Source organism: Halomonas qaidamensis, from assembly GCF_025917315.1.
Lineage (GTDB): Bacteria > Pseudomonadota > Gammaproteobacteria > Pseudomonadales > Halomonadaceae > Vreelandella > Vreelandella qaidamensis.
This window is the reverse complement of the sequence record NZ_CP080627.1, coordinates 2,515,554-2,541,775: the sequence shown is the minus strand read 5'-3', so window position 1 is coordinate 2,541,775 and position 26,222 is coordinate 2,515,554. Positions and strand designations below refer to the sequence as shown.

At 52.0% G+C, this 26,222-nt stretch carries 28 protein-coding genes; 22 read left to right on the top strand and 6 right to left on the bottom strand.

The window, feature by feature from the left end:
* Positions 1–16: 16 nt before the first annotated feature.
* Both K1Y77_RS11620 and glyA read left to right on the top strand, forming a co-directional pair.
* Positions 17–1,408, top strand: coding sequence for a hypothetical protein (locus K1Y77_RS11620; RefSeq protein ID WP_264428593.1), 1,392 nt, complete (start codon positions 17–19; stop codon positions 1,406–1,408).
* A 155-nt stretch (positions 1,409–1,563) separates the two neighbouring features.
* Positions 1,564–2,829 (top strand): serine hydroxymethyltransferase, encoded by a 1,266-nt coding sequence (gene glyA / locus K1Y77_RS11615; RefSeq protein WP_030071771.1) that lies wholly within the window; start codon positions 1,564–1,566, stop codon positions 2,827–2,829.
* 135 nt (positions 2,830–2,964) lie between these two features.
* Here the strand turns inward: glyA and K1Y77_RS11610 are convergent, their stop codons facing one another.
* The 3 genes from K1Y77_RS11610 to K1Y77_RS11600 are packed head-to-tail and all read right to left on the bottom strand — an operon-like array spanning position 2,965 to position 5,112.
* Entirely contained in the window at positions 2,965–3,765 is an 801-nt protein-coding gene (locus K1Y77_RS11610; protein ID WP_264428591.1) for a glycosyltransferase family 32 protein, read from the bottom strand.
* A 41-nt stretch (positions 3,766–3,806) separates the two neighbouring features.
* Positions 3,807–4,397 carry a FlgO family outer membrane protein gene (locus tag K1Y77_RS11605; protein ID WP_030071775.1) on the bottom strand — a complete coding sequence of 197 codons (591 nt, stop codon included), beginning with the start codon at positions 4,395–4,397 and terminating at the stop codon, positions 3,807–3,809.
* A 4-nt stretch (positions 4,398–4,401) separates the two neighbouring features.
* On the bottom strand, positions 4,402–5,112 hold the full coding sequence (locus tag K1Y77_RS11600) for a hypothetical protein (protein WP_030071779.1): 711 nt from the start codon (positions 5,110–5,112) through the stop codon (positions 4,402–4,404).
* Here K1Y77_RS11600 and K1Y77_RS11595 point away from each other — a divergent pair.
* The 12 genes from K1Y77_RS11595 to K1Y77_RS11540 all read left to right on the top strand — a co-directional run bounded on the left by K1Y77_RS11595 (position 5,111) and on the right by K1Y77_RS11540 (position 15,381).
* On the top strand, positions 5,111–5,248 hold the full coding sequence (locus K1Y77_RS11595) for a hypothetical protein (RefSeq protein WP_156963054.1): 138 nt from the start codon (positions 5,111–5,113) through the stop codon (positions 5,246–5,248). The genes K1Y77_RS11600 and K1Y77_RS11595 overlap by 2 nt on opposite strands.
* Before the next feature lie 99 nt (positions 5,249–5,347).
* Positions 5,348–6,391 (top strand): OmpA family protein, encoded by a 1,044-nt coding sequence (locus K1Y77_RS11590; protein ID WP_030071780.1) that lies wholly within the window; start codon positions 5,348–5,350, stop codon positions 6,389–6,391.
* A gap of 425 nt (positions 6,392–6,816) precedes the next feature.
* The gene (locus tag K1Y77_RS11585) at positions 6,817–7,752 is read left to right on the top strand and encodes an HAD-IIB family hydrolase (RefSeq protein WP_264017859.1); all 936 of its coding nucleotides are present in this window, start codon (positions 6,817–6,819) and stop codon (positions 7,750–7,752) included.
* Positions 7,753–7,773: 21 nt separating this feature from the next.
* Positions 7,774–8,994, top strand: coding sequence for a glycosyltransferase family protein (locus tag K1Y77_RS11580; RefSeq protein ID WP_264428588.1), 1,221 nt, complete (start codon positions 7,774–7,776; stop codon positions 8,992–8,994).
* A 262-nt stretch (positions 8,995–9,256) separates the two neighbouring features.
* Positions 9,257–10,123 (top strand): MBL fold metallo-hydrolase, encoded by an 867-nt coding sequence (locus K1Y77_RS11575; protein WP_030071786.1) that lies wholly within the window; start codon positions 9,257–9,259, stop codon positions 10,121–10,123.
* A gap of 39 nt (positions 10,124–10,162) precedes the next feature.
* Positions 10,163–10,354, top strand: a complete 192-nt coding sequence (locus tag K1Y77_RS11570) for a YgaP family membrane protein (RefSeq protein ID WP_030071788.1) — start codon at positions 10,163–10,165, stop codon at positions 10,352–10,354.
* Positions 10,355–10,376: 22 nt separating this feature from the next.
* Positions 10,377–10,838, top strand: coding sequence for a YeeE/YedE family protein (locus K1Y77_RS11565; RefSeq protein ID WP_264017861.1), 462 nt, complete (start codon positions 10,377–10,379; stop codon positions 10,836–10,838).
* Complete coding sequence (locus K1Y77_RS11560) at positions 10,835–11,287, top strand: DUF6691 family protein (RefSeq protein WP_051690147.1); 453 nt, start codon at positions 10,835–10,837, stop codon at positions 11,285–11,287. Before K1Y77_RS11565 ends, K1Y77_RS11560 begins: the two co-directional genes overlap by 4 nt.
* 169 nt (positions 11,288–11,456) lie before the next feature.
* Positions 11,457–12,158 carry a response regulator gene (locus tag K1Y77_RS11555; protein ID WP_030071794.1) on the top strand — a complete coding sequence of 234 codons (702 nt, stop codon included), beginning with the start codon at positions 11,457–11,459 and terminating at the stop codon, positions 12,156–12,158.
* Positions 12,155–13,516, top strand: coding sequence for an ATP-binding protein (locus K1Y77_RS11550; protein WP_030071795.1), 1,362 nt, complete (start codon positions 12,155–12,157; stop codon positions 13,514–13,516). Before K1Y77_RS11555 ends, K1Y77_RS11550 begins: the two co-directional genes overlap by 4 nt.
* Before the next feature lie 117 nt (positions 13,517–13,633).
* Entirely contained in the window at positions 13,634–14,329 is a 696-nt protein-coding gene (locus K1Y77_RS11545) for a c-type cytochrome (protein WP_030071798.1), read from the top strand.
* A complete protein-coding gene (locus K1Y77_RS11540) occupies positions 14,326–15,381 on the top strand; it encodes a c-type cytochrome (RefSeq protein WP_264428583.1) in 1,056 nt (351 codons plus the stop codon). Before K1Y77_RS11545 ends, K1Y77_RS11540 begins: the two co-directional genes overlap by 4 nt.
* A gap of 157 nt (positions 15,382–15,538) precedes the next feature.
* Here K1Y77_RS11540 and dsbG read toward each other — a convergent pair whose 3' ends face one another.
* From dsbG to K1Y77_RS11525, 3 genes are all read right to left on the bottom strand, one after another.
* The gene (gene dsbG, locus K1Y77_RS11535) at positions 15,539–16,318 is read right to left on the bottom strand and encodes a thiol:disulfide interchange protein DsbG (RefSeq protein WP_264428582.1); all 780 of its coding nucleotides are present in this window, start codon (positions 16,316–16,318) and stop codon (positions 15,539–15,541) included.
* A 69-nt stretch (positions 16,319–16,387) separates the two neighbouring features.
* On the bottom strand, positions 16,388–17,203 hold the full coding sequence (locus tag K1Y77_RS11530) for a TlpA disulfide reductase family protein (protein ID WP_264428580.1): 816 nt from the start codon (positions 17,201–17,203) through the stop codon (positions 16,388–16,390).
* Between the two features lie 102 nt (positions 17,204–17,305).
* Complete coding sequence (locus tag K1Y77_RS11525) at positions 17,306–19,075, bottom strand: sugar phosphorylase (protein ID WP_264428579.1); 1,770 nt, start codon at positions 19,073–19,075, stop codon at positions 17,306–17,308.
* 236 nt (positions 19,076–19,311) lie between these two features.
* Between K1Y77_RS11525 and nrdR the strand changes: the two genes are divergently transcribed.
* The 8 genes from nrdR (at position 19,312) to K1Y77_RS11485 (ending at position 26,109) form a co-directional block, all read left to right on the top strand.
* A complete protein-coding gene (gene nrdR, locus K1Y77_RS11520; RefSeq protein ID WP_030071806.1) occupies positions 19,312–19,815 on the top strand; it encodes a transcriptional regulator NrdR in 504 nt (167 codons plus the stop codon).
* A complete protein-coding gene (ribD, locus tag K1Y77_RS11515) occupies positions 19,815–20,993 on the top strand; it encodes a bifunctional diaminohydroxyphosphoribosylaminopyrimidine deaminase/5-amino-6-(5-phosphoribosylamino)uracil reductase RibD (RefSeq protein WP_264017870.1) in 1,179 nt (392 codons plus the stop codon). Before nrdR ends, ribD begins: the two co-directional genes overlap by 1 nt.
* A gap of 72 nt (positions 20,994–21,065) precedes the next feature.
* On the top strand, positions 21,066–22,232 hold the full coding sequence (ribBA, locus tag K1Y77_RS11510; protein ID WP_030071808.1) for a bifunctional 3,4-dihydroxy-2-butanone-4-phosphate synthase/GTP cyclohydrolase II: 1,167 nt from the start codon (positions 21,066–21,068) through the stop codon (positions 22,230–22,232).
* Between the two features lie 4 nt (positions 22,233–22,236).
* The gene (gene ribH, locus K1Y77_RS11505; protein WP_264428576.1) at positions 22,237–22,725 is read left to right on the top strand and encodes a 6,7-dimethyl-8-ribityllumazine synthase; all 489 of its coding nucleotides are present in this window, start codon (positions 22,237–22,239) and stop codon (positions 22,723–22,725) included.
* Positions 22,722–23,225: a transcription antitermination factor NusB gene (gene nusB, locus K1Y77_RS11500; protein ID WP_009721754.1), complete on the top strand. Its 504-nt coding sequence runs from the start codon at positions 22,722–22,724 to the stop codon at positions 23,223–23,225. The genes ribH and nusB overlap by 4 nt, the downstream gene beginning before the upstream one ends.
* Before the next feature lie 35 nt (positions 23,226–23,260).
* Positions 23,261–24,238 carry a thiamine-phosphate kinase gene (gene thiL / locus K1Y77_RS11495; RefSeq protein ID WP_264428571.1) on the top strand — a complete coding sequence of 326 codons (978 nt, stop codon included), beginning with the start codon at positions 23,261–23,263 and terminating at the stop codon, positions 24,236–24,238.
* A complete protein-coding gene (locus tag K1Y77_RS11490; RefSeq protein WP_009721756.1) occupies positions 24,235–24,708 on the top strand; it encodes a phosphatidylglycerophosphatase A family protein in 474 nt (157 codons plus the stop codon). Before thiL ends, K1Y77_RS11490 begins: the two co-directional genes overlap by 4 nt.
* 144 nt (positions 24,709–24,852) lie before the next feature.
* Positions 24,853–26,109 (top strand): YdgA family protein, encoded by a 1,257-nt coding sequence (locus K1Y77_RS11485; protein WP_264428567.1) that lies wholly within the window; start codon positions 24,853–24,855, stop codon positions 26,107–26,109.
* Positions 26,110–26,222 lie beyond the last annotated feature (113 nt).

The window sequence follows — 26,222 nt, the reverse complement described above, 5'->3', positions numbered from 1 at the left end:
ACAAGGAGGTCATGAGATGCCTGTGTCTCTAGGTTATCGCCAGTTTACGGCTGGTTTTTCATTACTGCTTCTTTCCGGTGGGGTGGGCGCTTCACCCCAGCAGTTTGAAGCAGATCTTCGCGAGCGGCTGGGTGGTGAGGCGAGCGCTTTCGAGGTTGCCGAGGTCTATGAGCAGTCTGAGGCTACGATCGCGGAAGACATAGCGATTACTTATGCCAATGGTGACGTGTTTACCATCAAACGTTACCGCGTTGAAGGGGACTACCATCGTCCCGATAACGTAGTCATTGATGGTATGGCCGTTAGCGAGGCAGGCAACTCTCAGCCTTTTTTCAGTGTTGCTTTCATTGAATTGCCAGACGCTTCGCAAGCAGTGCCCTCGTTTGATGAAATGAGTGCGTCTGACGTGGTATGGAAGGCGCTGAATGCGCGTGACATCACGCTAAATTTACAAGGTGAGGCAGCAGATGAGTTTTTTAGTGAGCTAGATTCACCTCCCTTCGAGGGACAGTTGCATATTGAAACGCTCACGCTTGAAGAAGTCAGCAGTAGCGCCATTGGCTTGTTTGATTTACAGGGAGTTAATGCTGATTTTAACGACTTGGAAAGTGGGGTTAATTCGGTTTTTTCGCTCGCTAATTTGCGAATTGAGCAGCTAACCGGGATCGATACGCCTGGGGAAGAGAGTGTCGAGCACGCCGTATTAAATGGCGTGAACCTGTCCGGAGATGATTGGAGCATAGTGTTGGATAGTGCCTGGGTAGAAGGCAATGCCTATGTGGGCGATGCAGGCTTCGAAGGTGCATTTTTTGACATTGGGGGGCTGCTGCCTCTACTGCCACCTGAGCAACGACAAGAGTTCGAAACCTTCAACAAGGTACTCACCGGTGGTAGTGGTCAGTTCGGAGCTGAAGGGCGCAGTCATTCCCGTTGGGAAGAAGAGGGGGAGAGTGATCGGCTGATTGCTGATGGCTATTTGCGCTTGAGTGGTGCTGCAGGCGTTGAATACAACCTTGATTTGCCGATCATGTTGCCAAAAAATGTTTCCATTGAGCAGGCAATGCAAACTCCCTCACTGTTTGAATCAGCAACGTTGCAGGGTGGTGAGGTGAACGTGGCGTATACCGATGAAGGGTTATTACCACGATTAACCACTGAAATTGCAGCAAACGATAACATTACCGAAGCACAAGCCGTTTCTCAGGCGTTGGGCCAAGCTCGTCAGCTTGAGCCATTATTAGGCCCCCAAATAACTAAATTAATGACAGGGTTAGTCGATATTATGGCGGGTCATTCCCAAGCCTTAACGGTTAATGTGGCCTTGCCCAACCCGTTTATTATTAACCAATTCATAATGAATCCTATGGGGAATACCGAACAGTTTACGTTCACCTTTGAGCTGAAGTAGCGTGGTTGACCAGTTAGTCAGTTTTTACTGATTGCTTCAACATGAAATACGCTCATGCACGACCTGACGCGGATGCGATGAAAGTCGCGTCAGGCTGCGTTATGATAGCGCCCTAGATTCTCCATGATGATCCTTTCGTAACGAGGTTCCCGCCGATGTTCAGCCGCGATATGACAATTGCCGGATTCGATGATGTGCTTTTTGACGCGATGCAAAAAGAAGTTGCACGCCAGGAAGCTCACATTGAATTGATTGCTTCTGAAAACTACGCCAGCCCCCGCGTATTGGAAGCGCAAGGCAGCCAGCTGACCAATAAATACGCCGAAGGCTATCCAGGTAAGCGCTACTATGGCGGCTGTGAATTTGTCGATATCGCTGAAAATCTTGCGATCGACTACGCCAAGCAGCTGTTCGGCGCGACCTACGTGAATGTTCAGCCTCACTCCGGTTCTCAGGCCAATAGCGCGGTTTTCCAAGCGCTGGTAAAACCGGGTGACACTATCTTGGGTATGAGCCTGGATGCGGGCGGTCACTTAACCCATGGTGCCAAGCCTAACTTCTCTGGCAAGCACTACAATGCTATTCAGTATGGGCTGAATGAGCAGGGCTTCATTGATTATGAACAGGTGGCCGAGCTTGCTCGCGAGCACAAGCCCAAAATGATCATTGCTGGTTTCTCGGCCTATTCACAAATTGTTGATTGGGCTAAGTTCCGTGAGATCGCTGACGAAGTAGGTGCCTACCTGCTGGTGGATATGGCGCACGTCTCTGGTTTGGTCGCTGCAGGCGTTTACCCCAGCCCGCTGCCCCATGCCCATGTGGTGACCTCTACTACCCATAAAACCCTGCGTGGTCCTCGCAGCGGCGTCATTCTTTCTGCGGAAAACGATGCAGATATCGAGAAGAAGCTGCAGTCAGCGGTCTTCCCGGGTGGCCAAGGTGGCCCGTTGATGCATGTTATCGCTGCTAAAGCGATTTGCTTCAAAGAAGCTATGGCACCTGAGTTCAAAACCTACCAGCAGCAGGTGGTGAAAAACGCCCAGGCGATGGCCAAGGTGTTTATCGATCGTGGCTACGATATCGTGTCTGGCGGCACTGAAGACCACTTGTTCCTATTGTCTCTGATCAAGCAAGGCGTGACCGGTAAAGATGCTGACGCCGCTCTTGGCCGTGCGCACATCACCGTGAACAAAAACGCAGTGCCTAACGATCCGCAAAGCCCGTTCGTAACCTCTGGCTTGCGCATTGGTACGCCGGCGGTGACCACTCGTGGCTTTGGTGAAGAGGAGTGCACCCAACTGGCTGGCTGGATTTGCGATATCCTAGATGTGCTGGCTAAGGGCGATGACACCAGCGCTATCGAAGCCCAAGTGCTTGATAAAGTGGCACAGGTGTGTGGTCGCTTCCCGGTTTACAAGTAATCGAAATGCGTTTTGCCATGCCGTATAAACCTTTCTAGATCGTCTAGTCGCGGTATGGCAACGCAGAAAGCGATAAAAAAAGCGCTAACCTTCACGGTTAGCGCTTTTTTGTTGGTATGAAAGACGATCTTAAGATCAAGGCTCTTTTTGGCGAATAATGCTGACTTTTTTCTGCTCCTTCGTCCATTTGCCTGCTTTTTTATCAACGTACTGAAAGTACTCGTTAGTGAAATTGCCCTGGTTGCAGGCATGGCGATATGACACCGTGGGTACCGCGTCTTGATCGAGCAACTGAATAAATACGCCAGGACCAGTGAGTTCAAACACGTTGGTGAGCGTGTTCTCTTCAATGTTTTGTTGCACTCGATCAATCAGCCTGCGTAGGTTGGGGTTGCCTGGTTTGCTGGCGATAAAGTAGTTGCTCAGCTCACCCTTACGGGTCGTGACATAGAGTTCGTCAATATCGGCAGGAACAACGCGGGCAAGTGGCCAAATGGCATGTGCGTCAATATCTAGGTAAACGCCACCGTACTTGTAGAGCACCATGAGGCGCCAAAAATCCGCCTGTGCTGCGCCAATTTGCAACTTTGAATAGCTGGTGAATAGGGCGTCGTCGAAATTCTCTTTAATGAAGTCACTCCGCGCCTCGGTAATCATGAAGCGATATTCGAAACGGGGCGCCATGAGCCGATTAAACAAATAGTTCAGATAAACCGGCAGCGTCACCTTATTAGTAAAGTTAGTCTGCCAAATAATACGTGGGATAGACGAATGGTCTTTAGGTGCTAGCCAAGGCGCGGCATGGGCTGGCAGGGTGAAGCGTTTGTTCGGCAGCACGGCATGAAAAATATAGCTAAGCAGTTTAGTAATGTTTGCGCATAGCTTTATCAAGCGACTAGTGGCCACAATAAGTGGTTTGCTTGTGCGGGTGGGCATGTTCATCCTTTTCATTCGTGTCGCGGCAAGAGGTGAGTCGACTACCAGCCGCCTTGGCCTTCCAATAGGCTTCGGGTGTTATTATCCAGCGGCAGTTTAAAGTCAGCGCTGCCAAGCACCATCGCATCACCAGCGCGGACTACTCGTGCGCTCACATAGAGATAGTCCTGGCCTTGTGCGTAAGTACCCATCAGTATGGAGCGTGCATTGTGCTGGGCGCTAAGACGTTGGACTTGGCGGGATAAAATTAATTCGCCAACAGTCTCTTCGATAAACATGCTGTCACGCATTTTGACTTCGCGTACCTGCATACCTTGCCTTGCGAGGGCGGACGCCATTATTTCTGAGCTAATACGGCCAAACGTAGACGACTGGCTTAAGTTATCAATACTCACGAAGGTAGCTGCAATCATGGGGCTATGGCGTGTAAGGTCTGGATTGCTGGCGACCATTTGAGCGGCGGCTTCATGGGCTAGCTCGGAAAGGTCTGGCTGGGGCTCGGCATTTCTCACGCTATTGTTATTGCCAAGCGCAGCACAGCCTGCCAAGAACAGCATAAGCAGCGCAGCAATAAACAGGCGAAAACTTGCGGTTAACCCGCGCAGTTTAAGTGGGGCAAAAAGTGAAAGCATGTAATTACCAAGTATCGGTGATAGAAACAGTTGGGGTTGCAGGGGCTTGAGGGACGCGATGTGGGGCATAGTGGCGTCGGTCACCCGCATTAATGTAATAAATATTAGATGAGGAGTAGAGAATACGGTCATTATCAACAATCTGGGTAGTGATGATAACCTCTTCTTTGCCCTCATATGTCCAACTGCCGCTGGTTGTATCCGCCACCATCGCCGCGGGGATTAATGCCAGTGCAGGTTCGCTCCAGTTTCCAAGTGCCATGCTAGCCACGGTAACACCACCCGCCAAAGCGGTGTAAGCACCAAAAGGCGGGCGTATATAACCGCGATCACGATGTTCAACGACTTCTACATCTACTTGCACAGTAGCGCCGCCAGCGTTGGGCTGGGTCATTACGCTACCGCCTCGCGATACCAGTTCGCTTGTTAATAGCGTACGAAAACCGCGCTCAAACTCGCCACCGTAGTAAGCATTCATTGACGCGTGCTCTTGCGCCGGGATATGCAGATCCCTAAAGCGAACGTGCTCACTGCGTAGAATGCCAGCTGCTTCGTGCTGAGCGAGTACTTCCCAGTGTTGAGCTGCCTGCATACGCTGCTGCTCACTATAAGGATAGGTGGTCGCAATGGGAGCTTGTGATGTGTTGGCATAGAAGCAGCCACTTAACATTAGGCTCGCCAGTCCGATAAAGGCAGGGCGCAATAGTTGAACCATGGATGATGACCTTGTTGGTAATGACAGCGTTTCAGAGGGCATCGTTTTTAAAGACATCGTTATTGAAGATACCGTTTTTGAAGGCCTGGCCCTCGATGCCACGGTTATTGATGGGATAGGTCGGATGCGCACCTGATAGTTCCTTCTCGCTACGAAACGGCTTTTGATAGACTAGTTTGCCATGCTTACCCTAGATCGGCCACGAGGTTAAAAACTTGAATGAGTGAAAACACCCATGCTTGAAGACCACCGCGCTGGTCCGCGTCATGATTCATTGCTAACCGCCTATCCAGAAGATGAAAGTAATAGCGGTTGGATGATTAGCTATATCGACATCATGACGCTACTGGTAGCGCTGTTTGTCATCATTATTGCGGCGGCTGATGTTACTAACCCATCATGGTTTCAACAGGAAGCTTCTGATGAGTACAGCTACGAGGCAGCGCCAGCCATAGAAGTGCCATTGCCTGCCGCACTTGCTGAGCGTCGTGAGCAGCGCGCGATAATGGGCGTGCTGCCTAGCGATGCGCTCAGTCCGCTTGCGATCAGTGCTGCGTTAGGCGTAGCAGGCTTACCTAAGGCGCGCGCTGTTGTTGAGGGCGTGCCGCCCCTATTAGCGCGAGCTAAAGAAGTGTCGGCAATTGAAGAAGCATCAATAGATACAGCGCCATCAGACTTAGCGCCATCGATGGTTGCTAGTGGGCTTCCGCAGTTGTTGCTGCGTTCTGATGAGCGTCAGTCAGCTTCGCCGTTCGCGGATTACATGGTCGTGCTCACTGACCGTCCCCCTGTCAATGTACAAGCAGTATCAGATAACGCGATCAGTAGTGCATTAGCGCTTGATGAGCGATTGAAGGAGCGTGTGGAAGCATCGACGTATCTACCTAACTTAGAAGGCGTGGAAGTTTCCAGGGTTGCTGAGGGTATCAGCTTGCGAGTGCAAGATCGGCTGCTATTCCCCTCTGCCGATGCTCAGTTAACAGAGGGTGGCACCTCGCTAGTAGGGTCGCTGATGGAAACCATTCAGCGCTTTGAGGGCGAAGTCTGGGTGGAAGGGCACTCCGATAGTCAGTCTATTAATACGCCTGAATTTTCATCCAACTGGGCGCTTTCGAGTGCGCGGGCGATTGCGATTGTTGAAGCACTAGAAGCCGCAGGCGTCGCCCCAGAGCGTTTACGAGCGGTAGGGTTAGCCGCAACCCAACCATTGGAAGATAACGCTACGGTTGAAGGGCGAGCGCGAAACCGGCGCGTTGAGGTTGTTATCCACGTGGACTAATGTTCTTTATAGATGAATGTTCTCCATAGTCTAATGTTCTCTATAGTCGAATATGCTTTGGGGTAAACATTTACGTAAGTATTTAGCAAAAAAAGCCCGCCGGGGGAGGCGGGCATGAAAGGGCTTGGCTCACTGCAGCCCACTGACATCAGGTGAGGGGTGTACAAGGTTGTCAGTGGGTACAACTCGAGTATAGCTATTTGTGAGCTTTTGCCAAGGGTTTGTCGCATTTTTTTGTTTTTTTATATGCACTGTTTTAGTGCGCTTAGATTGCGTTGTTTTGGTGCTTGCAAAAAGATGGCTGTTCTTGATGGCTTAACTTAATGATTTTTAGAATTAAAATGGTATTGGCATATAAACTGCTTAGTTGCTTGTCTACAAGTGAGCGTGCGTAACGACATTTAAGATTTGCAAAAGGTGGTGCTATGACCGAACACACGCGTACTGCGTTACCCAGTAATGCTCAGTCACCCAGTGACATGGACCCCGCGCTTCAGCCGCGTTTGGTAGTCACTGATTTAGACGGTTCACTGTTAGATCACCACAGCTATGACTTTTCACCTGCTAAACCTTGGCTTGCCCGTCTTAAACAGCTAGGTGTACCGGTCATACCGGTCACTAGCAAAACCCGCGCCGAACTTATACCCCTGCGTGAAGCCCTTGGGCTAACAGCGACTCCCTTTATTGCTGAGAATGGTGCCGTCATTGGTTTACCGCCCGGCTGGTGTCATGCACGACTAGACCGGCCTGGTAATGGCCTAGACGGGGTGGTTGTTAAACAAACGGGTGTCGATAGCGGCTTCATTAGAGCGCGCTTGAACGTTTGGCGTAAGCGCTTAAACATTCGTTTTACTCGCATGGGGGACTTAAGCCTGCAGCAAGTGATGGAATTGACCGGGCTTGATAAAACCCGCGCGAAAGCTGCGCGGCAGCGAGAGGGGAGTGAACCGTTTATTTGGGAGGACAGTGAGGCTGCACTTGAAACGTTCCGCATTGCGCTGCAAGGCGATGGCCTTGAACTCACCCAGGGCGGGCGCTTTTGGCATGTGATGGGGCGGCTGTCTGATAAAGGCGGTGCAGTAGAGTGGCTCATCAAACGATTTACTGCTTTACGAGGCAGTCAGCCGCTTACATTAGGTCTGGGCGATGGCCCAAACGACATCACGATGCTGGAAACTGTTGATCAAGCCGTAGTCATTCGAGGCTGTCACGCGCTCAACGTCGAGCCGCAAAATAGCGTGCTATATCGGACACATGCAACCGGGCCAACTGGTTGGGCTGAGGGAATAGACCACTGGTGGGGGCAAGATGAGGGTGGGCTAAAAATAGCACCCACCAATGAAGCCGCTGCATCAGTTTAACAAGCCACGGGAGGCTAACGTATGAGTGATTTTCATCAAAATGGTGTGATTACCGATTTTCACAACTTAACCCGTCGGCCGGTTGAAGCGCTTGAACAGGAGCTTTGCCAGTTTGCCAAGCGCCGCCCAATGGGGCTGATATTACCCTCGCTTTTTTCTGAACTGGAAGGACCAGCACTGTCGGCCATTGTGGATGAGCTGGTGAAAGTGCCTTATCTCAATGAAATTGTCATTGGTTTAGACAGGGCAGATCGTGACCAGTTTTTATATGCGCGCGAGTTCTTTTCACGCTTACCCCAGCACACTCGCATTTTATGGAATGACGGCCCGCGTTTACGCGCCATCGACCAAGAATTAGAGAGCCACGGCTTAGGGGCTTTAGAGCCAGGGAAAGGCAGGAACGTATGGTATTGCGCTGGTTATGTGCTGAGTTCAGGCCGTTCCAGCGCTGTTGGTCTTCACGATTGCGATATTCTTACCTACGACCGAGGCCTTCTGGCAAGGCTTATGTATCCCGTCGCGAACCCCCGGTTCAATTACAGTTTTTGTAAAGGCTACTACCCGCGTATCGCTGAAGGAAAGCTCAATGGGCGCGTTTCTAGGTTAATGGTGACGCCGCTGTTACGGGCTTTGAAAACCGTCTGTGGACCGCTGCCTTATTTGGATTATCTAGACAGTTTCCGTTACCCCTTGTCCGGCGAGTTTGCTATGCGCAGTGACGTACTTGAAGGTATACGCATTCCCGCTGATTGGGGATTAGAAATCGGCGTTTTGTCTGAGCTGCAGCGCAACTACTCGCATCGTCAGCTGTGCCAGGTTGATATTGCTGACGCCTATGATCACAAGCATCAGCCCATTAGCGAAGAGGATGCAACGGGCGGTTTGAACCGAATGAGTCTGGATATCGCTAAAGCGCTGTACCGGAAGTTGGCTACCCAAGGGATTAGCTTTAGCAGTGAAGATTTTAGAACCCTTAAAGCGACTTACTACCGGTTAGCATTAGACCTCATTGAAGCCTACGATCACGACGCGACGATGAATGGGCTAAGTTTGGACCGCCATTGTGAAGAACAGGCGGTAGAGTTATTTGCCAGTAATTTGCTGGAAGCAGGCAACCTGTTTTTAGACACCCCCCGCGAGCGTCCTTTTATTCCCAGCTGGAACCGTGTGCAGGCGGCTATGCCTGACGTACTAGCTCGCATGCATGAAGCAGTTGAGCTTGATAACCAAGGTAAAGTGTAACGTCTTAAATCGCCTAGTTCGTCATTCCATAGATTAGCATTAGAGAGTAACAGCACCTCGCAGGCAGCGGGGTGCTGTTTTTTTTGCAAAATCGATTCTTTCAATAGTGCTTTTATATCTCACTATGCAACTTAGCGATGCGCAACCTTGACCATACTCAAGAAACGGTTTTAAATTCCAAAGAAGTATAAACATATAACCATTTATGGTCTATGATGAGTGCACAGCAGCATCACTACTTGCCATTAGTTGGAGGCATAGCATGCAACGCCCGATCGTTACCCATTTTTTTGATGAACCCACCAACACCTTTAGTTATGTGGTGCAGGATCCCGATAGTCATGCCTGCGCTATCCTAGATTCGGTGCTGGATTTCGACTACGCCGCAGGGCGTACAGATGTACGTTCTGCAGATGACATTATTGAATTTATTCGCGATAACCGTCTTGAAGTGGCATGGATTTTAGAAACCCATGTGCATGCTGATCACCTCTCAGCAGCGCCCTATTTGCACCAAACGCTGGGTGGAAAAACGGGGATTGGCGCACGTATTGTCGATGTGCAGGAAATTTTTGGTAAAGCGTTTAATGCGGGCACCGAGTTTGCTCGAGACGGCAGCCAGTTTGATGCCCTATTCAATGAAGGTGACACCTTCACTATTGGCAATCTTCAGGGCTACGTTCTGCATACTCCGGGCCATACGCCTGCCTGCCTAACGTATGTAATAGGCGATGCGGCTTTCGTTGGCGACACACTGTTTATGCCAGATTATGGTACCGCCCGCTGTGACTTTCCCGGCGGTGATGCACGCACGCTATACCGCTCTATCCAAAAAGTGCTGGCGCTACCGGCGCAAACACGGCTGTTTTTATGCCATGACTATAAAGCACCAGGTCGAGACGTTTACCAACACGAAACCAGTGTTGAAGAGCAGCGTGAGGCGAATGTTCATGTGCACGAAGGCATCAGCGAAGACGAATTCGTAAAAATGCGCACAGAACGGGATGCCACGCTGGGTATGCCTAGGCTCATTATCCCGTCAGTACAGGTCAATATGCGCGCAGGCGAAATGCCGCCTGCCGAGGATAACGGCGAGGTCTACCTGAAAGTACCCATCAACCGCTTTTAACTGATTTATAAACTAATTTTTATTATTAAGGAGCTAAAGATGAAAGCAAATGTTGGCGGTATCGATAAAGTGGCGCGAATCGTTGTCGGTCTAGTGCTAATTGTGCTGGCAATCACCGGCACTATTGGCGTGTGGGGGTGGGTTGGCATTGTGCCGCTTGCCACAGGGCTATTTAATTTTTGCCCGCTGTATCCTTTGCTGGGTATCTCAACCTGCAAAAACAAGCATTAATTACAGGCAAGGAGTGTAAGCCGTGGACTGGATGGCAAGCCTGCAAGGGCTCGTTGGTGGTGTGTTGATAGGGCTATCAGCGGTATGGCTGATGGGAGCCTTAGGGCGCATCGCTGGCATTAGCGGCATCATCGGAAACTTAATAACCCAGCGCCCTCAGGGCGACAGCGCTTGGCGGCTGGCCTTTTTGGTTGGACTGATCAGTGGTCCGTTGCTAGTCATGGCATTAGGTGGTGGGTTAGGTAATGTAGCCGATGCCCCTGGTTCAGTGATTGGTGCACCAGCAGGGGGTGTACCGCTGATGCTGGTGGCAGGGCTGCTAGTAGGCCTCGGTACTGGGCTTGGTAGCGGCTGCACCAGTGGGCATGGCGTTTGTGGCTTGGCACGTCTATCAACCCGTTCCATGGCCGCCACCGGCGTATTCCTACTTGTCGCGATAGCGACCGTTTATGTAACGCACCATGTGATCGGAGGTGGCGCATGAGCGAGATAAGTAAGCGTACTCATGCCGTGAAAAACAGGGGTGTCGTGAAAATTGCGGCTGGCTACCTCGCGGGGTTGCTTTTTGGACTTGGGCTTGCAATCTCTGGCATGACGGACCCAGCGCGAGTGATTGGCTTTTTAGATGTGGCTGGCGCTTGGGACCCCACACTGATGTTTGTGTTAGGGGGGGCGGTCGTTACCGCATTCGTGGGTTACCGGGTTGTCTTTGCTCGTGGTGAGCCATTATTTAGCGGCAGTTTTCAATTGCCTACGAAGCAAACACTCGATGGTAAATTGTTGGGCGGCGCAGCGCTGTTTGGCATCGGCTGGGGCCTTTCTGGCTATTGTCCTGGCCCTGCTATTGCGTCTGTAGGTGGGTTGTCTATACCTCTACTGGCGTTATTGATTGCGATGGTAGCAGGCTGGTTTATCGCAAAACGTATCAGCTAAAGCATCACATATCGTCCGTTACTATCGCCCTTGTCTGCCCAGACAAGGGCGTTTTTATAGCTGGTTTTTATAGCTGATTTTTATAAACAGATTGATGACACAGCCCGCTAGCTTAATGCTGGGTTAATGTGTATTTGCCATGCTAGCTGCAATAAAAGGAAAACCGCTTATGCACGTCTTGCTCATTGAAGATGACCCGCTTGTCGCATCAGGAATACGTTCCGGTTTGATGATGTACGACTTTGTCGTCGATCATGTTTCCACGATTCAAGCCGCGCGACAAACCATGCAGTCAGTTACCAGCGATCTAGTCATTCTTGATCGTGGCCTTCCCGATGGTGATGGTCTTCAGTTACTGCAATCGTGGCGCGAGCAGGGTATTGCCACTCCGGTATTAATGTTGACAGCGCGCGATGCGATACGAGACCGCGTCGATGGATTGCAGTGCGGGGCCGACGACTACTTGGTAAAGCCCTTTGATCTTGATGAGTTAGTGGCACGCCTCCATGCGTTGCTTAGGCGAGTATCTGGTCGTAGCCAGGGCCTAACGGTCCATGGCGCGTTAACGCTAGATCCTAATGCGCGTGAAGTAAAAGTTTCTGGTCATCTAGTAACGCTATCGCGGCGAGAGCTGGTGCTTTTGGAGGCCTTTTTGCATTCGCCGCGTAGCGTGCTCTCTGCCGATCAGCTTAAAGATAGTCTTTATGGGCTGAGTGATGATGTAGAGAGCAATGCGCTAAACGTGCATATCCACCATCTGCGTAAAAAACTCGGCAGTGGAGTTATTGAAACGGTGCGAGGGTTGGGCTATCGGTTAGGCAAACCTGAGGCGGTTCATCTTCCAGGCTCACCCCATAAGGGGCAGCAATGAGTTTGCGTGCTCGCCTATTACTCACCCTGGGGGTGTCGCTAGCGTTGCTGTGGGGCGTTGCCGCCGCTTGGTTGCTCAGTGATTTAGAAAAAAAGTTTGTGGAAACACTAGACCAGCGCCTTGCCCAATCCGCTCGAATGGTAGCGGGCTTGGTGCTTCAACTGCCTGAAGATGTCTGGGAACAGAGTCAGACGCGCTCACTGTCTATTCCCCCTATTGAGGGGTTGGCCTGCCAGGTTCACTCACCGCGTGGCGATATTATCGCCCGCACCCATGCCAATATGGACACCATACTGGCACCGGGTGAGCGTGGTCATGCATATCGTCAAGAAGGCGATACGACATGGCGTGTCTTTACTTATGAGCGAGGCGATCTCGTCATTACTACCGCCGATCGGATGGATGAGCGGGACATGCTGCTTAGCGATGTGTTTCGCGTCGCTGTTGTGCCGTTTGTCGTGGCGTTGACAGGCAGTTTGATTGCGCTGTGGGTAGTGGTCTGGCGTGGATTGGCCCCGCTATCAAGGCTGCGTGAATCGCTTGCCAGTCGTCATCCGGAAGCATTGGCACCAGTGTCTACCTATGGCGTACCGAAAGAGATCAAACCGCTGATCGATACGCTCAATGGACTGCTGGTGAGAATCCAGCAAACCATCGTTCGCGAGCAGCGTTTTACCAATGATGCCGCACATGAGCTGCGTACTCCTTTGACCGCGATTAAAACCCATCTCCAGGTTGCGCAGCGTGCAGAAGGTGACGTCGCCAAAGAAGCGCTCCGTTGTGCCGAGGCGGGGGTTGTTCGTCTAGCGCATACGCTGGATCAGCTGCTGACATTGGCAAGGGTTGAGGGGCGTATGCGCTTTGACGACGGCGAACCAAGCCAGGTGGCAGAGATTGTAGAGTTCGCGATCGCCGACAGTGTAGCAACCGCAGGACAGTGCCAGCCTCCCGCTCACGTTCCCCATGTGTGCGTAGCCATGCCGAGAGAATTAGCAATAACCGCCCTGCGTAACCTACTGGATAACGCGCTGCACCATGGCGCAGATGATTTGCCTGTGGTGCTCACCGTGCAGCCTTCCCCTGATCAGCGTCACGTAACGTTCACCGTGCATGATCAGGGAAGCGGTGTAGATGAGGCTACACTGAAACAATTAACCCAACGCTTCTGGCGTGTCAGCAAGCAGCAAGGGAGTGGTTTGGGTTTGGCGATTGTGGCGGCAATTGTTGAGCGTTTTGGTGGCTGGGTGAGCTTTGAAAACGTTGAGAGTGGCGGTTTTAGCGCTCACCTATCTATCCCTATTTTGCCTGACCCTATTTTATTCACCTCTTCGTTGCCTACCCCTACTGGCGGTGACTGAGGGGACAGGAAGAGGCGATTGGATAGCGTTCGCTTAGCCATAACAGCCAGAACGTAGTAAGTGAGTATGGAAATAACCACGAGATAAACAAATAACGACCGGCAGTCAGGGGGAAATATGAATAAAAAACAGTGGGGCAAGTTTAGCTTGCTGATAGGGGCGAGCTTTGTCGGTGCCAGCACCGTTGCTGGCAGCGTTTTTGCCGAAACGGGTGATGCAGAACGCGGCCAAGCTGCCGCGGCGACGTGTATTGCCTGCCACCAAGCTAACGGCAGCGGAATGAATATACCTGGTGGTGAGTCATGGCCGCGTTTGGCAGGGCTTAATGCTGATTACATCGCTAAGCAGCTACATGATTTTAAAGAGGGGCGGCGCCAAAACGCTACCATGATGCCCTTTGCTAACATGCTCAATGACCAGCAAATAGCGGATGTTGCCGCTTACTATAGCCAAATGCCCATAACGCCAGGCCAAGGGGGGGATGATGCTGATGAGGCTTTATTAGCTCGTGGCGAACAACTGGCTGAGCGTGGAGATTGGGATGCTTATATTGTGTCATGTAAAAGCTGTCACGGACCGGGTGGCACGGGCGTTGGTGAAGAGTTCCCCGGCATTGCAAGCCAGCATGCAGGCTATATAAGCAACCAGCTGCATGCTTGGCAAAATGATGAGCGCAGTAATGATCCTCAGAATTTGATGGGGGCTATTGCTAAGCGTATGAGTGATGAGGATATCCAAGCGGTGTCTGCATGGTATGCCACCCAGGATGTTAGCGCTCAAACCGACAGTGAAGAAGGGGAGACAGCACAATGAATTTGCATAAAAAGCGTCTCGTGTTAGCGCTAACAGGCTGTTCATTAGCCACAGGTATCGTGGTCAGTGCCTTCGCTGCCAATGAGGCAGCCACAACGGATGAAATGCCTTACCAAGGGTTAGTGGAGCTTGGCTTTCCTGCCCCGCAAGAAGGCGAGCTAGTTCACGTTCCGCCGACCATGGCAGACCTGGAAGAGGCTGATATTCACCCAGAGCTAAAAAAAGTCATTCGTTATGGCTACGACTTATTCACCAATACCCAGCAACTGCGTGGTGAAAATGTTTATAACGATATGAACTGCTCTAGCTGTCACTTAGGTGAAGGGCGTCAACCGTTTAGTGCACCGGTGTGGGCAGCAGCGGTCACGCTTCCTGACTTCAGGGGTAAAAACCAACACGTTAACAACCTTGAAGAGCGCATTGCTGGCTGCTTTGCTTACTCGATGAATGGTACGCCGCCTGAGTACGGCAGTGACGAAATGCTTGCGCTGAGTGCTTATCATCAATGGCTGGCTACGGGAGCGCCTATGTACCCCAGTCAGCCAATTTATGGCCGTGGCTTTCCTGCGCCAGATGAGCCAGCTGAAGCCCCTGATTACGCCCGTGGCGAAGTCGCATATCAGGAAAACTGTGCCATTTGCCACCAAGAAGACGGCTCTGGGCACTATGAAAACGGCGAGTACGTTTTTCCAGCGCCTTGGGGGGATGGCTCTAATAACTGGGGCGCAGGCATTGTTAGGGTAGATACTGCCGCAGGGTTCATTTACAACAATATGCCGCTCGGTCAACCGCGCTCGCTAAGCGATCAAGATGCCTGGGATATTGCCTATTACATGAGCAGCCAAGAGCGCCCGCAAGACCCTCGCTATACGGGAGATATTGTCGAAACCGCTGAGCGCTTCGGGCCTACTTTCCACAAACGCTCGCTCTACGGGCAAACCCGTGAACATGATGGTCATGTACTTGGTGACCATGACAATTTCGGCGAGAAAGGCGACATCGAGCCTTGGAACGTAGGCATACCCCGTTTCGAAAGCTTAGCTGACGAATAATCGGCCTGACGGGCTGCGCTCTAAGCAGCGCAATACGCGTATCAGGGAAACCAGTAGCCCGTGGTGTGATAACACCACGGGCTACTGGTTACGAAGAGAACGTTGAGTGGAAGCAGCCGTACCTAGCCGCAGCCCTAAGACGGTATCATGGACGGTACTAAGGCGCTTCACTACCCATCATTTCAATCATGCGCTCTTCGCTTGGCAGGCCTTGAATCCTATCAATACGCACATCACCGTTGTCTGTTTCGCGTAGGAATGCGCTGGTAGGCGTAGCGTAAAGGCCTAACTCCTCAAACAGCTGGTTATTGGCATATACCTGCTCTTCAATATCTCTTGGCTGTGCGCTCGCTGAAAGCGAATCGCCTTTGCTATGGTTATATAGCGCGGTTGAAGGGTCGTCTGCGCCTAGCAGCGTGGCTGCTAGGGCGGGGCTATTTGGCGCTAAAATACCGACCATAATATGACGCAGTTGCACGTCACCTGCTTCTACCCAGGGGCGGCTTTGTTCCCAAAGTTGGCGGCAGTAGGGGCAGTTGGCATCAGTAAACGTGTAGATCACCCGCGGAGCGTCCTTATCACCATCTTGGATCCAGTGACTCTCTTCTAGCAGTTCCCAGGTTTGCGCTTCTAAAGGAGCTCGAACGTGTTCGTCTAACTGTGCTTCGGTAAGGTCGTTGCCTTGACTGTCCATCAGCGTACCGACAATGGCATGTTCGCCATCAGGGGTTAAATAAATCGCCATATCCTGACCCTGGACGCTAGCACCGTAACCACGCATGCCCCCTGGTGCCTCAAACTGACCGTGAATTGTTAAACCTTGGTTGGCTAACGCTTGCACTGGTGCAGGTAGTTCTTCGGCATGGCCAACCGATGTGGCGCCAATACTTGTTAATAGTAACAAGCTGCTTAAACGTGTCAGGGAAAAGTAGTTCATGGGGAGGTCCTTATATAAAAATTAAGCAAGGTAAACCGCTGATGAAATGGGCCCATGTAAGAGGGTGTCTCAACGTAAACGTTCCAAACCTTGGTGAAGGGTGGCTCGGGAGAGTTCACCAAAATGGGTGTTAAGCAACTTTCCTTCCGCGCTGTAAAAAAGGGTGGTCGGCATGGCATGAGCCCCCGTCGCTTCTCCCAGTGCATTGCGTTGGTCAAGCCACACATTATCCAGTGAAAGTTCATGCTGGTGCATAAACGCTTCGATGTGTTGGGCATCCTCCCCTTGGTTTACGAATACAAAGGTAATGCCTTGTTCGGCGTTCTGCGCTTCTTCAAAAACAGGCATTTCACGAATACAAGGGGGGCACCAGCTTGCCCAAAGATTAACCACGATAGGCTGCTGCGTCTGGTGAGCAAGTTGAGGTAGATTGGTAGATTGGCCACTTAGGTCGACTAGCGGCGTGTTTGGGAGAGGGCGCGACTGTTGCTCAATTAAGGCGGTGCTACCAACGATAAGACCCCAGGTTAGGCCGCCCGCCAGCAAAGCGCCACTTAAAGGCCAGCGCTGACGAGAAGAGCGCCACAGCACCCAGCTGGCATAGCCAAGACCGGCAATTATACCGCCTGTTAAATCAAAGCCACCGTCTCGAATGTCAAACCGAGCAATAATGCCATCATATGCGCCCCAGTACCGCACAACAAATACTACTCGCGCGGCAATAAAGGCGATAAAAAACACCGTTATGAGTGTGTCGCTCACCGCGACATTGTGCCGCCGCCCTAGTAGCGCCCCCACTAAAAGTGCCATCAAAAAAGCCATGACCAACACAAGCTGATGAAGACTGAACCCCAGGGGGCCAATGGCGATACTCTGCTGCAGCATAGTTAACCGTTTTAGTTAATGATTAATGCTGCAGTATCTCAGCCGTAGATTATTTGACGATTATATTGCCCGCTGCTGAGACGTTATGCCGCAACGCATGTTTCAAGCATCCGTTACCATCCATCGTATGGCGTAAGGTGGTAACGCAGTCTCTTCACCAGCGTTTTGTTGGTCTAAAGCACGCCACGCATGATGGCTAAGCGCTCGTTCAAGCGCCTCTCCCACCTTATCTAATGGCAGCAGTGTATCGGTTACGTTAAATAGGGCTAATAAACGGCGGCCGTCACTGAGGGGGCCTCGCTCAATAGCAAGTAACTCTGGGGGCGTGGGCAGCACGCGCTGCGCAGCATGGGGATGGAAGCAGGGTTCTGACCGGCGTTGTTCGAGCAGACGACTAAGTGCATGAAACACATCGTGGGTCGGTGTTGAGGGGCTTTCGAGTAATAGCGCTAGCTCATCACGCTGCCAGCGGCGGCGATTAATTGAACGTAAGCGGCCGCTGCGCTCTACCCCTTCGACATCGTTAAGGGTGCCTGTCAAGGTATGGATATAAAGGGCGGGAATGCCCTGAAGCGTAAGCATGATGGCTTGGCTGCAAAGGAAGCGGGCAATTTGCCAAGGGTCTGGCCCTCGACGTGTGCCGCGCATGGCTTCAAACCAGGTGATATTGATTTCGTAAGGCGTATCGCTGCCATCAGGATTGCTACGCATACTGACAAAGCCACCAAAGCGATGCATCAGTTCTAGCAGCGCATCTCGCTCATGGTCAGGAAGCAAGCCCTCTAAAGGACGCACGCCAATACCATCATGACTGGCAGTGAAATTTAAATAAGTACACTGCTTAGGCAGTACCGGCAGGCTAGCAAGCCAGGACTGCAGAGTGGTCGCTTCACCGCGCGTGAGCGTATGTAGCAGCAGCGGTGGCAATGCGAACTGATAAACCATATGGGCTTCGTCGGGTGCGCCATTGGCAAGTCGCTCCAGGCCAAAGTAACTGATGTTTTCTGCGTGAGGAACATTGGTCTCGGTAATTAGCAGCGTGCCCGGTGATATTTCATCGACAATGGCGCGCAGTAAACGCACGACGGTGTGTGTCTCTGGAAGATGAATGCACGATGTTCCCAAACGTTTCCATAAAAATGCCACAGCATCCAGGCGAATGATACGCACGCCCTGTTGGAGGTAAAACAGCAAAATGCCAACAAATTCTAGCAATACGTCAGGATTTTCAAAATTTAAGTCGATCTGATCTTCCGAGAAGGTTGCCCATACATGGCGGGTTCCCCGACGCGTAGAAATAGGCACGAGCAAGGGGCTGCTGCGTGGTCTAATTACCTGGGAAACATCAGTTTCCGGTTCAACCTCAATAAAGTAATCGCGGCCTGGCAGGCTGCCGGTTAAATAATCAACAAACCAGAGCGATTCGCGAGACACGTGGTTAAGCACTAAATCTGCCATCACGTCGTAGTGGCTGGCCAGTTCGCGTATGTGCTCCCAGTTACCCAGCTCTGGATTAACCTCTCGGTAATGAATAACTGAGAAGCCGTCGTCGCTGCTCCATGGAAAGAAGGGCAGCACATGCACGCCGCTAATGCGCTCACCCAGATAGCGTTGAAGAAATTCATTCAGTACCGCAAGAGGGGGAGCGTCATCTGCCACAATGGAATCACCGTAACTAATGATCCACTGATCTTTTTCGCTCCACGTTGGTGCATGATCCTCTTCTCCCGCGGTAATTTCTGTTACGGGTGGAGCCGTTGATACGTGACGAAAGTGCTCAATGTGCTGTCCAAGGCGGCGCTGTACCTCGCTGGCGCGGGGGCCGTAGAGGTGCGAAAGGAAATGGTAGACCGTCTGCTCAAATGGGGTCATGGAGTGTCCTCTTAAACAACCTACGACAAACGCTGCAGCTTGTGTGCCAAATCGTTACAATGCTAGGTTAACGCCGCGTTTAATAAAGCGACTATTTTTGCTTGCAAGTGCCTCTTTACTGCATATCGTTGTAGCGCGTGGCGACTTTACTGCTAACAATAGTTCATAATATGCCGATAAGTGCCGTTCTCTGCACAGGCTGACACGCTGCACGTACTGACAACAGGTTGACTGCCATGCATTGCCCTTTTTGTGGTGCTAATGATACTCGAGTGACCGACTCGCGGCTGGTAGCCGACGGTGACCAGGTGCGCCGTCGTCGCCAATGCGCTAGCTGTCAAGAACGCTTTACTACCTATGAAACCGCAGAACTCATCATGCCGAGAGTTGTGAAATCCGATGGCTCACGGGAAACGTTTAACGAGAGTAAGCTGCGGGCAGGCATGTTGCGTGCGCTTGAAAAGCGCCCAGTCAGTGCCGAGGCAATAGAAGCTGCCGTTGAGCGTATTCGCCAATCGCTTCGTGCCCGTGGAGATCGCGAAGTCAACGCGCGGGATATCGGTGAAGCCGTCATGAAAGCGTTAAGCAAGCTCGACCAGGTCGCCTATATCCGCTTTGCATCGGTATACCGTAAATTTCAAGATTTAGACGAATTTCGCGCTGAGATAGACCGCCTTTCTCAAGATCCTGGTGATCATCTTGCATCCGCCCCCAGCGACCCACATCGCGGAGAGGGTTGATGAAAGAGTCGATAAAAGAGCCGATGGAAGAAGGGTTCACTAGCGCTGACTATCACTTTATGGCGCGTGCCTTGCAACTAGCGGCTAAGGGTCTTTATACAACCGACCCTAACCCTCGAGTGGGCTGCGTTATTGTCCGTTACGATCAACACACTGAAGGGCAAGTGGTGGGTGAGGGGTTCCATCTGCGTACCGGAGAGCCTCATGCAGAAATTCATGCGCTTAACGCAGCGGGTATAAAAGCGGAAGGTGCCACTGCCTACGTCACGTTGGAGCCTTGCTCCCATACGGGACGCACAGGCCCTTGTGCTGTTGCGTTAGCGGATGCTCGCGTTGCACGAGTGGTCGTGGCCATGGTTGATCCTAACCCCCGCGTTAGCGGTAGCGGTATCCAGCGGCTACGGGATGAGGGTATCCAGGTGGAGGTTGGCCTGTTAGAGCAGGATGCACGTGGATTAAACCCTGGTTTTATTTCGCGTATGCAGCGCAAACGTCCTTTTGTACGCTTAAAAATGGCCATGAGTCTTGATGGTCGTACTGCCATGGGGTCAGGAGAGTCGCAGTGGATTACTGGGCCAGAGGCGCGTAGCCAAGTGCAGCGTCTGCGCGCTCGATCAAGCGCTATTTTAAGTGGCGTTGAGTCCGTTATTATGGATGATTCACGGCTGACAGTGCGCGCGGAACAGCTGGCGCTTGATAATGCAGAGGCGGTCAGTCAGCGCCAGCCGCTGCGTGTCATCTTAGATTCACGCCTGCGTCTACCGCTAGCGGCAGCCTGCCTTCGTGAACCAGGGCGCACGTTGATTATTACCACCGAACATCACAGTGACGAAAAACGTCAAAAGCTGGAAGCTGCGGGTGCGCTTATTAAGGTAATGCCTGCGGATCAAGAAGGTCGAATCGACCTCGCCAACATGCTGAGCTGGCTAGCTGAGCATGAGCAGATAAACGAACTGCTCGTTGAAACCGGTGCTACTTTAGCAGGCGCGCTGTTAGAGGCGAACGCGGTGGATGAGCTGCAGTTGTTTGTCGCGCCAACGCTGTTGGGGGGTGAAGCTCGACCACTATTTGCGTTGCCCGGTATGACCCGTATGGCTGACCAAAAACGTTTGACTATTAAAGAAATTCGCGCCGTTGGGAGTGATTGGCGAATAATCGCTGAACCTCGCACTGACTAGCGCACAGGGCCAGAGCAAGGTACCCTGACGCGCGAAATCGCATGTATTGCGACCACTTATTTTGGAGATTCCATGGCGCATTCCTCTTCAGAGGGTTTGTCCCCTATCGCTGAGCTGGTGGAAGATATCCGCCAGGGCAAAATGGTGATTCTCATGGATGATGAGGATCGCGAAAACGAAGGTGATATCATCATGGCGGCCGAAAAAGTGCAGGCCGAGCATATCAACTTTATGGCACGCTATGCCTGCGGACTTATCTGCATGCCCATGACGCGTGAGCGCTGCGAACAGCTTAACCTTCCGCTGATGGTGCGTGACAATGGCTCTGGGTTTGGCACTAAGTTTACGCTCTCCATTGAAGCGACCGAAGGGGTGACCACCGGCATCTCCGCAGCCGATCGTGCCCGCACGGTACAAGCCGCAGTGGCAGCAAATGCCAAGCCGACAGATATTGTACAGCCCGGCCATATTTTTCCGCTGATGGCCGAGCCGGGTGGTGTTTTGCGCCGGGCAGGGCATACCGAAGCCGCCTGTGATTTGGCATCGCTAGCCGGATGTGACCCCAGCGGCGTCATTTGTGAAATCATGAATGACGATGGCAGTATGGCGCGTCGTCCTGAGCTTGAAGTGTTCGCCAAAAAGCATGGTATTAAAATTGGCACAATTGCCGATTTAATCCACTATCGTATCGTTAATGAGCAAACCGTTGACCCGGTCGAAACCACCAGCGTGATGACGGCCCATGGGGAGCTGGCGCTGCATGTGTTCCGTGACCGCATACAGGGCGCTCATCATTTAGCCTTGGTTAAGGGGCAACCGACCCCAGAACAGCCCACTACTGTGCGTGTTCACTTAGCGGATACGCTACGTGATATTGTGGGGTTAATGAAAGGTGAGCAGTGCCGTTGGGATGCTCATCGTGCCCTGAAAGAGATCGCGGATGCACCTTCGGGTGTCTTTGTGCTGATTGATGATGGTCGTCCCCATCAGGATTTAAAAGATCAACTGGATATTTTTCTGGACCGCGTGCGTCAACCGCGCACCAGCGATTCAGACGGTTCAGGTAATTATTTAACGATTGGTACTGGCTCGCAAATCCTACGCTACCTAGGGGTAGGTAAAATGCGGCTACTCAGCTCACCGTGGAAATTCTCGGCGCTCTCTGGTTTTGATCTCGAAGTGGTTGAGCGCTTGGGACCTAATGACACGGCGTATGAGCCAACTTCTCAGCAGGAATAAATTGATGCAATCCCTTTCGCAAGTTGAAGGTACTTTTGTAGATGTCGATGGCCGTTATGTCATCGTTGTAGGTCGTTTCAATCACCATGTGGTGGATAGCCTGGTGGAAGGCGCTATCGATAGCCTGACGCGCCATGGCGTTGATGCGGACAATATTCACCTTGTCCACGTCCCCGGTGCTTGGGAGCTGCCGCTGGCAGTAAAGCGTGTGCTTAAGGTCATGAAGCCCGATGCTGTTATCGCGCTGGGCGCGGTTATTCGTGGAGGCACGCCGCATTTTGAATATGTGGCTGGTGGCTGTAATACCGCCATTAACCACCTCCAGCTTGAGTTTGATACACCGGTGGCAAACGGGGTGTTGACCGTTGAGACTATCGAACAAGCAATCGAGCGAGCGGGCACCAAAGCAGGTAATAAAGGTACGGAAGCGGCAATGGCAGCGATGGAAATGGTATCGTTGCTGCGCGCATTGCCATTAGGAGATAACCAATGAGTGAACGTCGTGAGCGTAAGCCTTCTGCTGCACAGCTAGGGCGCCACGCCGCACGTGAGCTGGCGGTTCAAGGAATTTACCAGTGGCAAATGACGGGTAAATCAATCACCACTATCGAAGCTGAGTTTCGCAGCCAAGTAGCGGATGATGACCTAGAAGATTACGAAAACTGGGTAAAAGTAATGGAAATCGCCGACAAAGCGCTTTTCCATGAATTACTGCATAACACGGTCAGATTCAAAGCAGAGTTAGACCGTGAAATTGCCCCATTGCTCGACCGTCGCCTAGAAGATCTTGACGCCGTTGAGTTAGCTATCCTTCGTTTGGGCGCCTACGAGCTGTCTCGGCGGATGGAAGTGCCCTATCGCGTAGTGATTAACGAAGGCGTTGAGCTGGCCAAATCTTTTGGTGCCACCGACGGCCATAAATACGTAAACGGTATTCTCGATAAGCTGGCAAATCGCTTACGAAGTGCCGAGGTCAGTGCTCGCCGTCTGTAAGGCAAGCCTTCTGATAATACGTTTAAGGGGCCTTTGTGCTTGGCGAATTTGAACTGATTCAGCGCTACTTCATGTCGCCGCAGGAGGCGCACGCGACAGCCGGTATAGCGCTTGAAAATGGCGACGATGCAGCGCTTTTAGTGCCCCAAGCAGGTCAGCAGCTTGTGGTTAGCGTTGATACATCGGTGAGTAATGTCCATTTCCCCCACGATGCCCCAGCACATGCGATAGGGCACCGTGCTTTGGCAGTGGCACTCAGCGATTTAGCCGCGATGGGAGCAACGTCCCGGTGGTGTCTGATGGCACTAACGCTGGATAAGAGTGCCTTTGTTGATCGCGATGCTGCTGAGCAGTGGTTAGCAGGGTACGCGAAAGGGTTTCATGCGCTTTGCCAGCAACATTCCACCGCTCTGGTCGGAGGGGATGTCACCTCTGGGGCATTGACCATTGGTGTCACGGTGATGGGCGAAGTGCCAACAGGTGATGCGTTGACCCGTTCAGGCGCAAGCGTGGGAGATGTCATTGCGGTGACGGGTGCGCTTGGTGGCGGAGCCGGTGGCCTAGCCCTTTGGCGCCAGGGTGAACGCGATCTTTCGCACCCGCTGCTAAGCCGCTACTTGTTGCCACAACCTCGTTTAGCAGCAGGTGTGGCATTACGCGGTCTTGCAACCGCAGCATTAGATGTTTCGGATGGCTTGCTGGCAGATTTGTCGCACTTACGCAACGCGTCTGAAGTGGGCTGTGCACTAGCGCTAGATGCACTGCCGTTAGCGAATGGGTTACATGAGACGTTAGGCCACGATGGTGCGATAAAAGCCGCGCTAACGGGGGGGGACGACTACGAGCTACTGGTGACACTTTCACCACTCAATATCGCTATTGCTCAGCAGCGACTCGCTGACCTTGGCCTGTCACTAACTGTAATAGGCCGCTGTACAGAAACGCTAGGCGTGACTGGTGTTGATGCCAGTGACTACGAAGGATGGCAGCATTTTAGCGGGGGAGCGCCATGAACCGAGCACCAGCGAGCGTTTGGCGTCGGCCAACCCATTTTTTCGCCTTTGGCCTGGGCAGTGGTGCAGTGCCCTGGGCACCAGGTACCTTCGGGACGCTAGCGGCTATTCCTTTCTACTGGATGATGGCCGACCTGCCCTTGAGCTGGTATCTCGGCATTGTATTTGCCGCCTTTGTCGTTGGGGTTTGGTTATGCGATAAAACCTCCCATGACTTAGGTGTGCACGATCACTCTGGTATTGTTTGGGATGAATTTGTTGGCTACTGGATCACCATGGCGGCCGTACCCTTTTCATGGGAAGCGGCGCTCTGGGGGTTCATTGTTTTTCGTATCTTCGACGTGTTCAAGCCATGGCCTATCCGCTGGGCTGATAGGCGTGTTGCCGGTGGATTTGGCATTATGATTGATGATGTCATGGCCGGTATCTATGCGTGGAGTACGATGCATTTATGGTTTTGGCTGCATTAAAAAATCTATCAGTATAAGCAGGCAGTACAAGAAGGCAGATGAATTACTTATATAATAATGAATGGATTCGGATAATTACTAAAAACTGATTACGCAACGTCGGTGGCGAACGTCTCCAATCGAGGGGGTGTTCAAGGAGATCGCATGCGCAAGGAACGACTGATCGTCCCTATTCTCGCGGCCCTGGCGGTGGCGTGGATGGTGGCGCAACTGCTATCGAGTATTTTGTTTGAACGCAGCCTTCGCCAAGCATTAGAAGATTTAGAAGCACGAGGCGAGTGGCGAGTTAGCCGGACAGAGAGCCGCCAAGGGTGGCTAACGTCTCAGGGAAAGCTGCTTTTATCGCCCTTGTTAGGGCGGCCATGGCGACTAGAACTCACTTACCGTGCGCGTCATGGCGCATTAAGTACTGATGTTGAAGGAACGCTTCTGCCCCGTTTAGACAGCGTTTTGCAAAAAGCCGTGGGCGAAGTCTCTGCACCGTCCATTCCACGTTGGCAAGGGCGCTACCACACGGTAAGCGGCCATAGCGAACTGCGTTTAGCGCTGGCTCCCTTTGTGATTCAACAAAACGGCCGTGAATTATCGGTTCGTGGAGCCAGAATGCGTCTGGAGGGCGTATTTGGTGATTGGCGGTTGCGCGCGCTGCTTGATCAGCTCACGTTAACCGATGGCCCTGCTCAGCTGACGATGGGGCCTTCCTCCCTTGAAAGCCGTTATACCTATATTGACGATGCCTATCATTTTGCTCAACGCGACCACCTGCATGTTGAGTCGTTATCGCTTCACTATCCTGCTTATGATATTCACCTTTCGCCACTCGATGTTCACAGCCACATGGTGCTCGATGAACAAGAGCTTCGTCTCAATGGCGAGCTAATCATTGGCGAAGTTAGCGTTCCTAGCGAGGCTCCTGATACGCCGTTATTAAGTGGCCGAATAGACGCGGAACTTTCACGTTTAAATGCAGATGCCGTGCGCGAAACGATCTTAAGACTGCGCCAGGAAGCCGCGTGGGGTGATGCCAGTCTTCCCATGGCGGAAGGGTTATTGGTTCGTTTGGCCCCTAGTTTGATGGGGGTGTTACGTGATTCACCTCGCTTAGACATTACAACAGTGGCGATCGAGAGCCCACTCCTGGGCATCACTGTTAATGCGGATGGCGCACTCTTTTTTGATGCGCGTCGGCTTGATGAGCTGACTATAACAGAGTTGACTACACCAGAAGAGCGTGCCCGCTGGCTAGATCGTGTTGATGGTGATTTCACCTGGTACGATGCACCTACCGTGGCAGCTCTTTGGCTAGGGCTACCCTTAGGCACGCGAGAATTGGAGTTTGACGTGATTCGTGGTGAATGGCGTGTTAATGGGCGTCCTATGCCTCAGCTTTGGCCTCAATAAGTCTCCAGTCTCTTTGCTTTATAGCTTTGTATCAGCCCTCTCTATCAGCCCTCTCTAATGGTGTTAAGGGTTGAAGTTTCTACTGTGTGCCCACATCCCTTAAACATTATTAA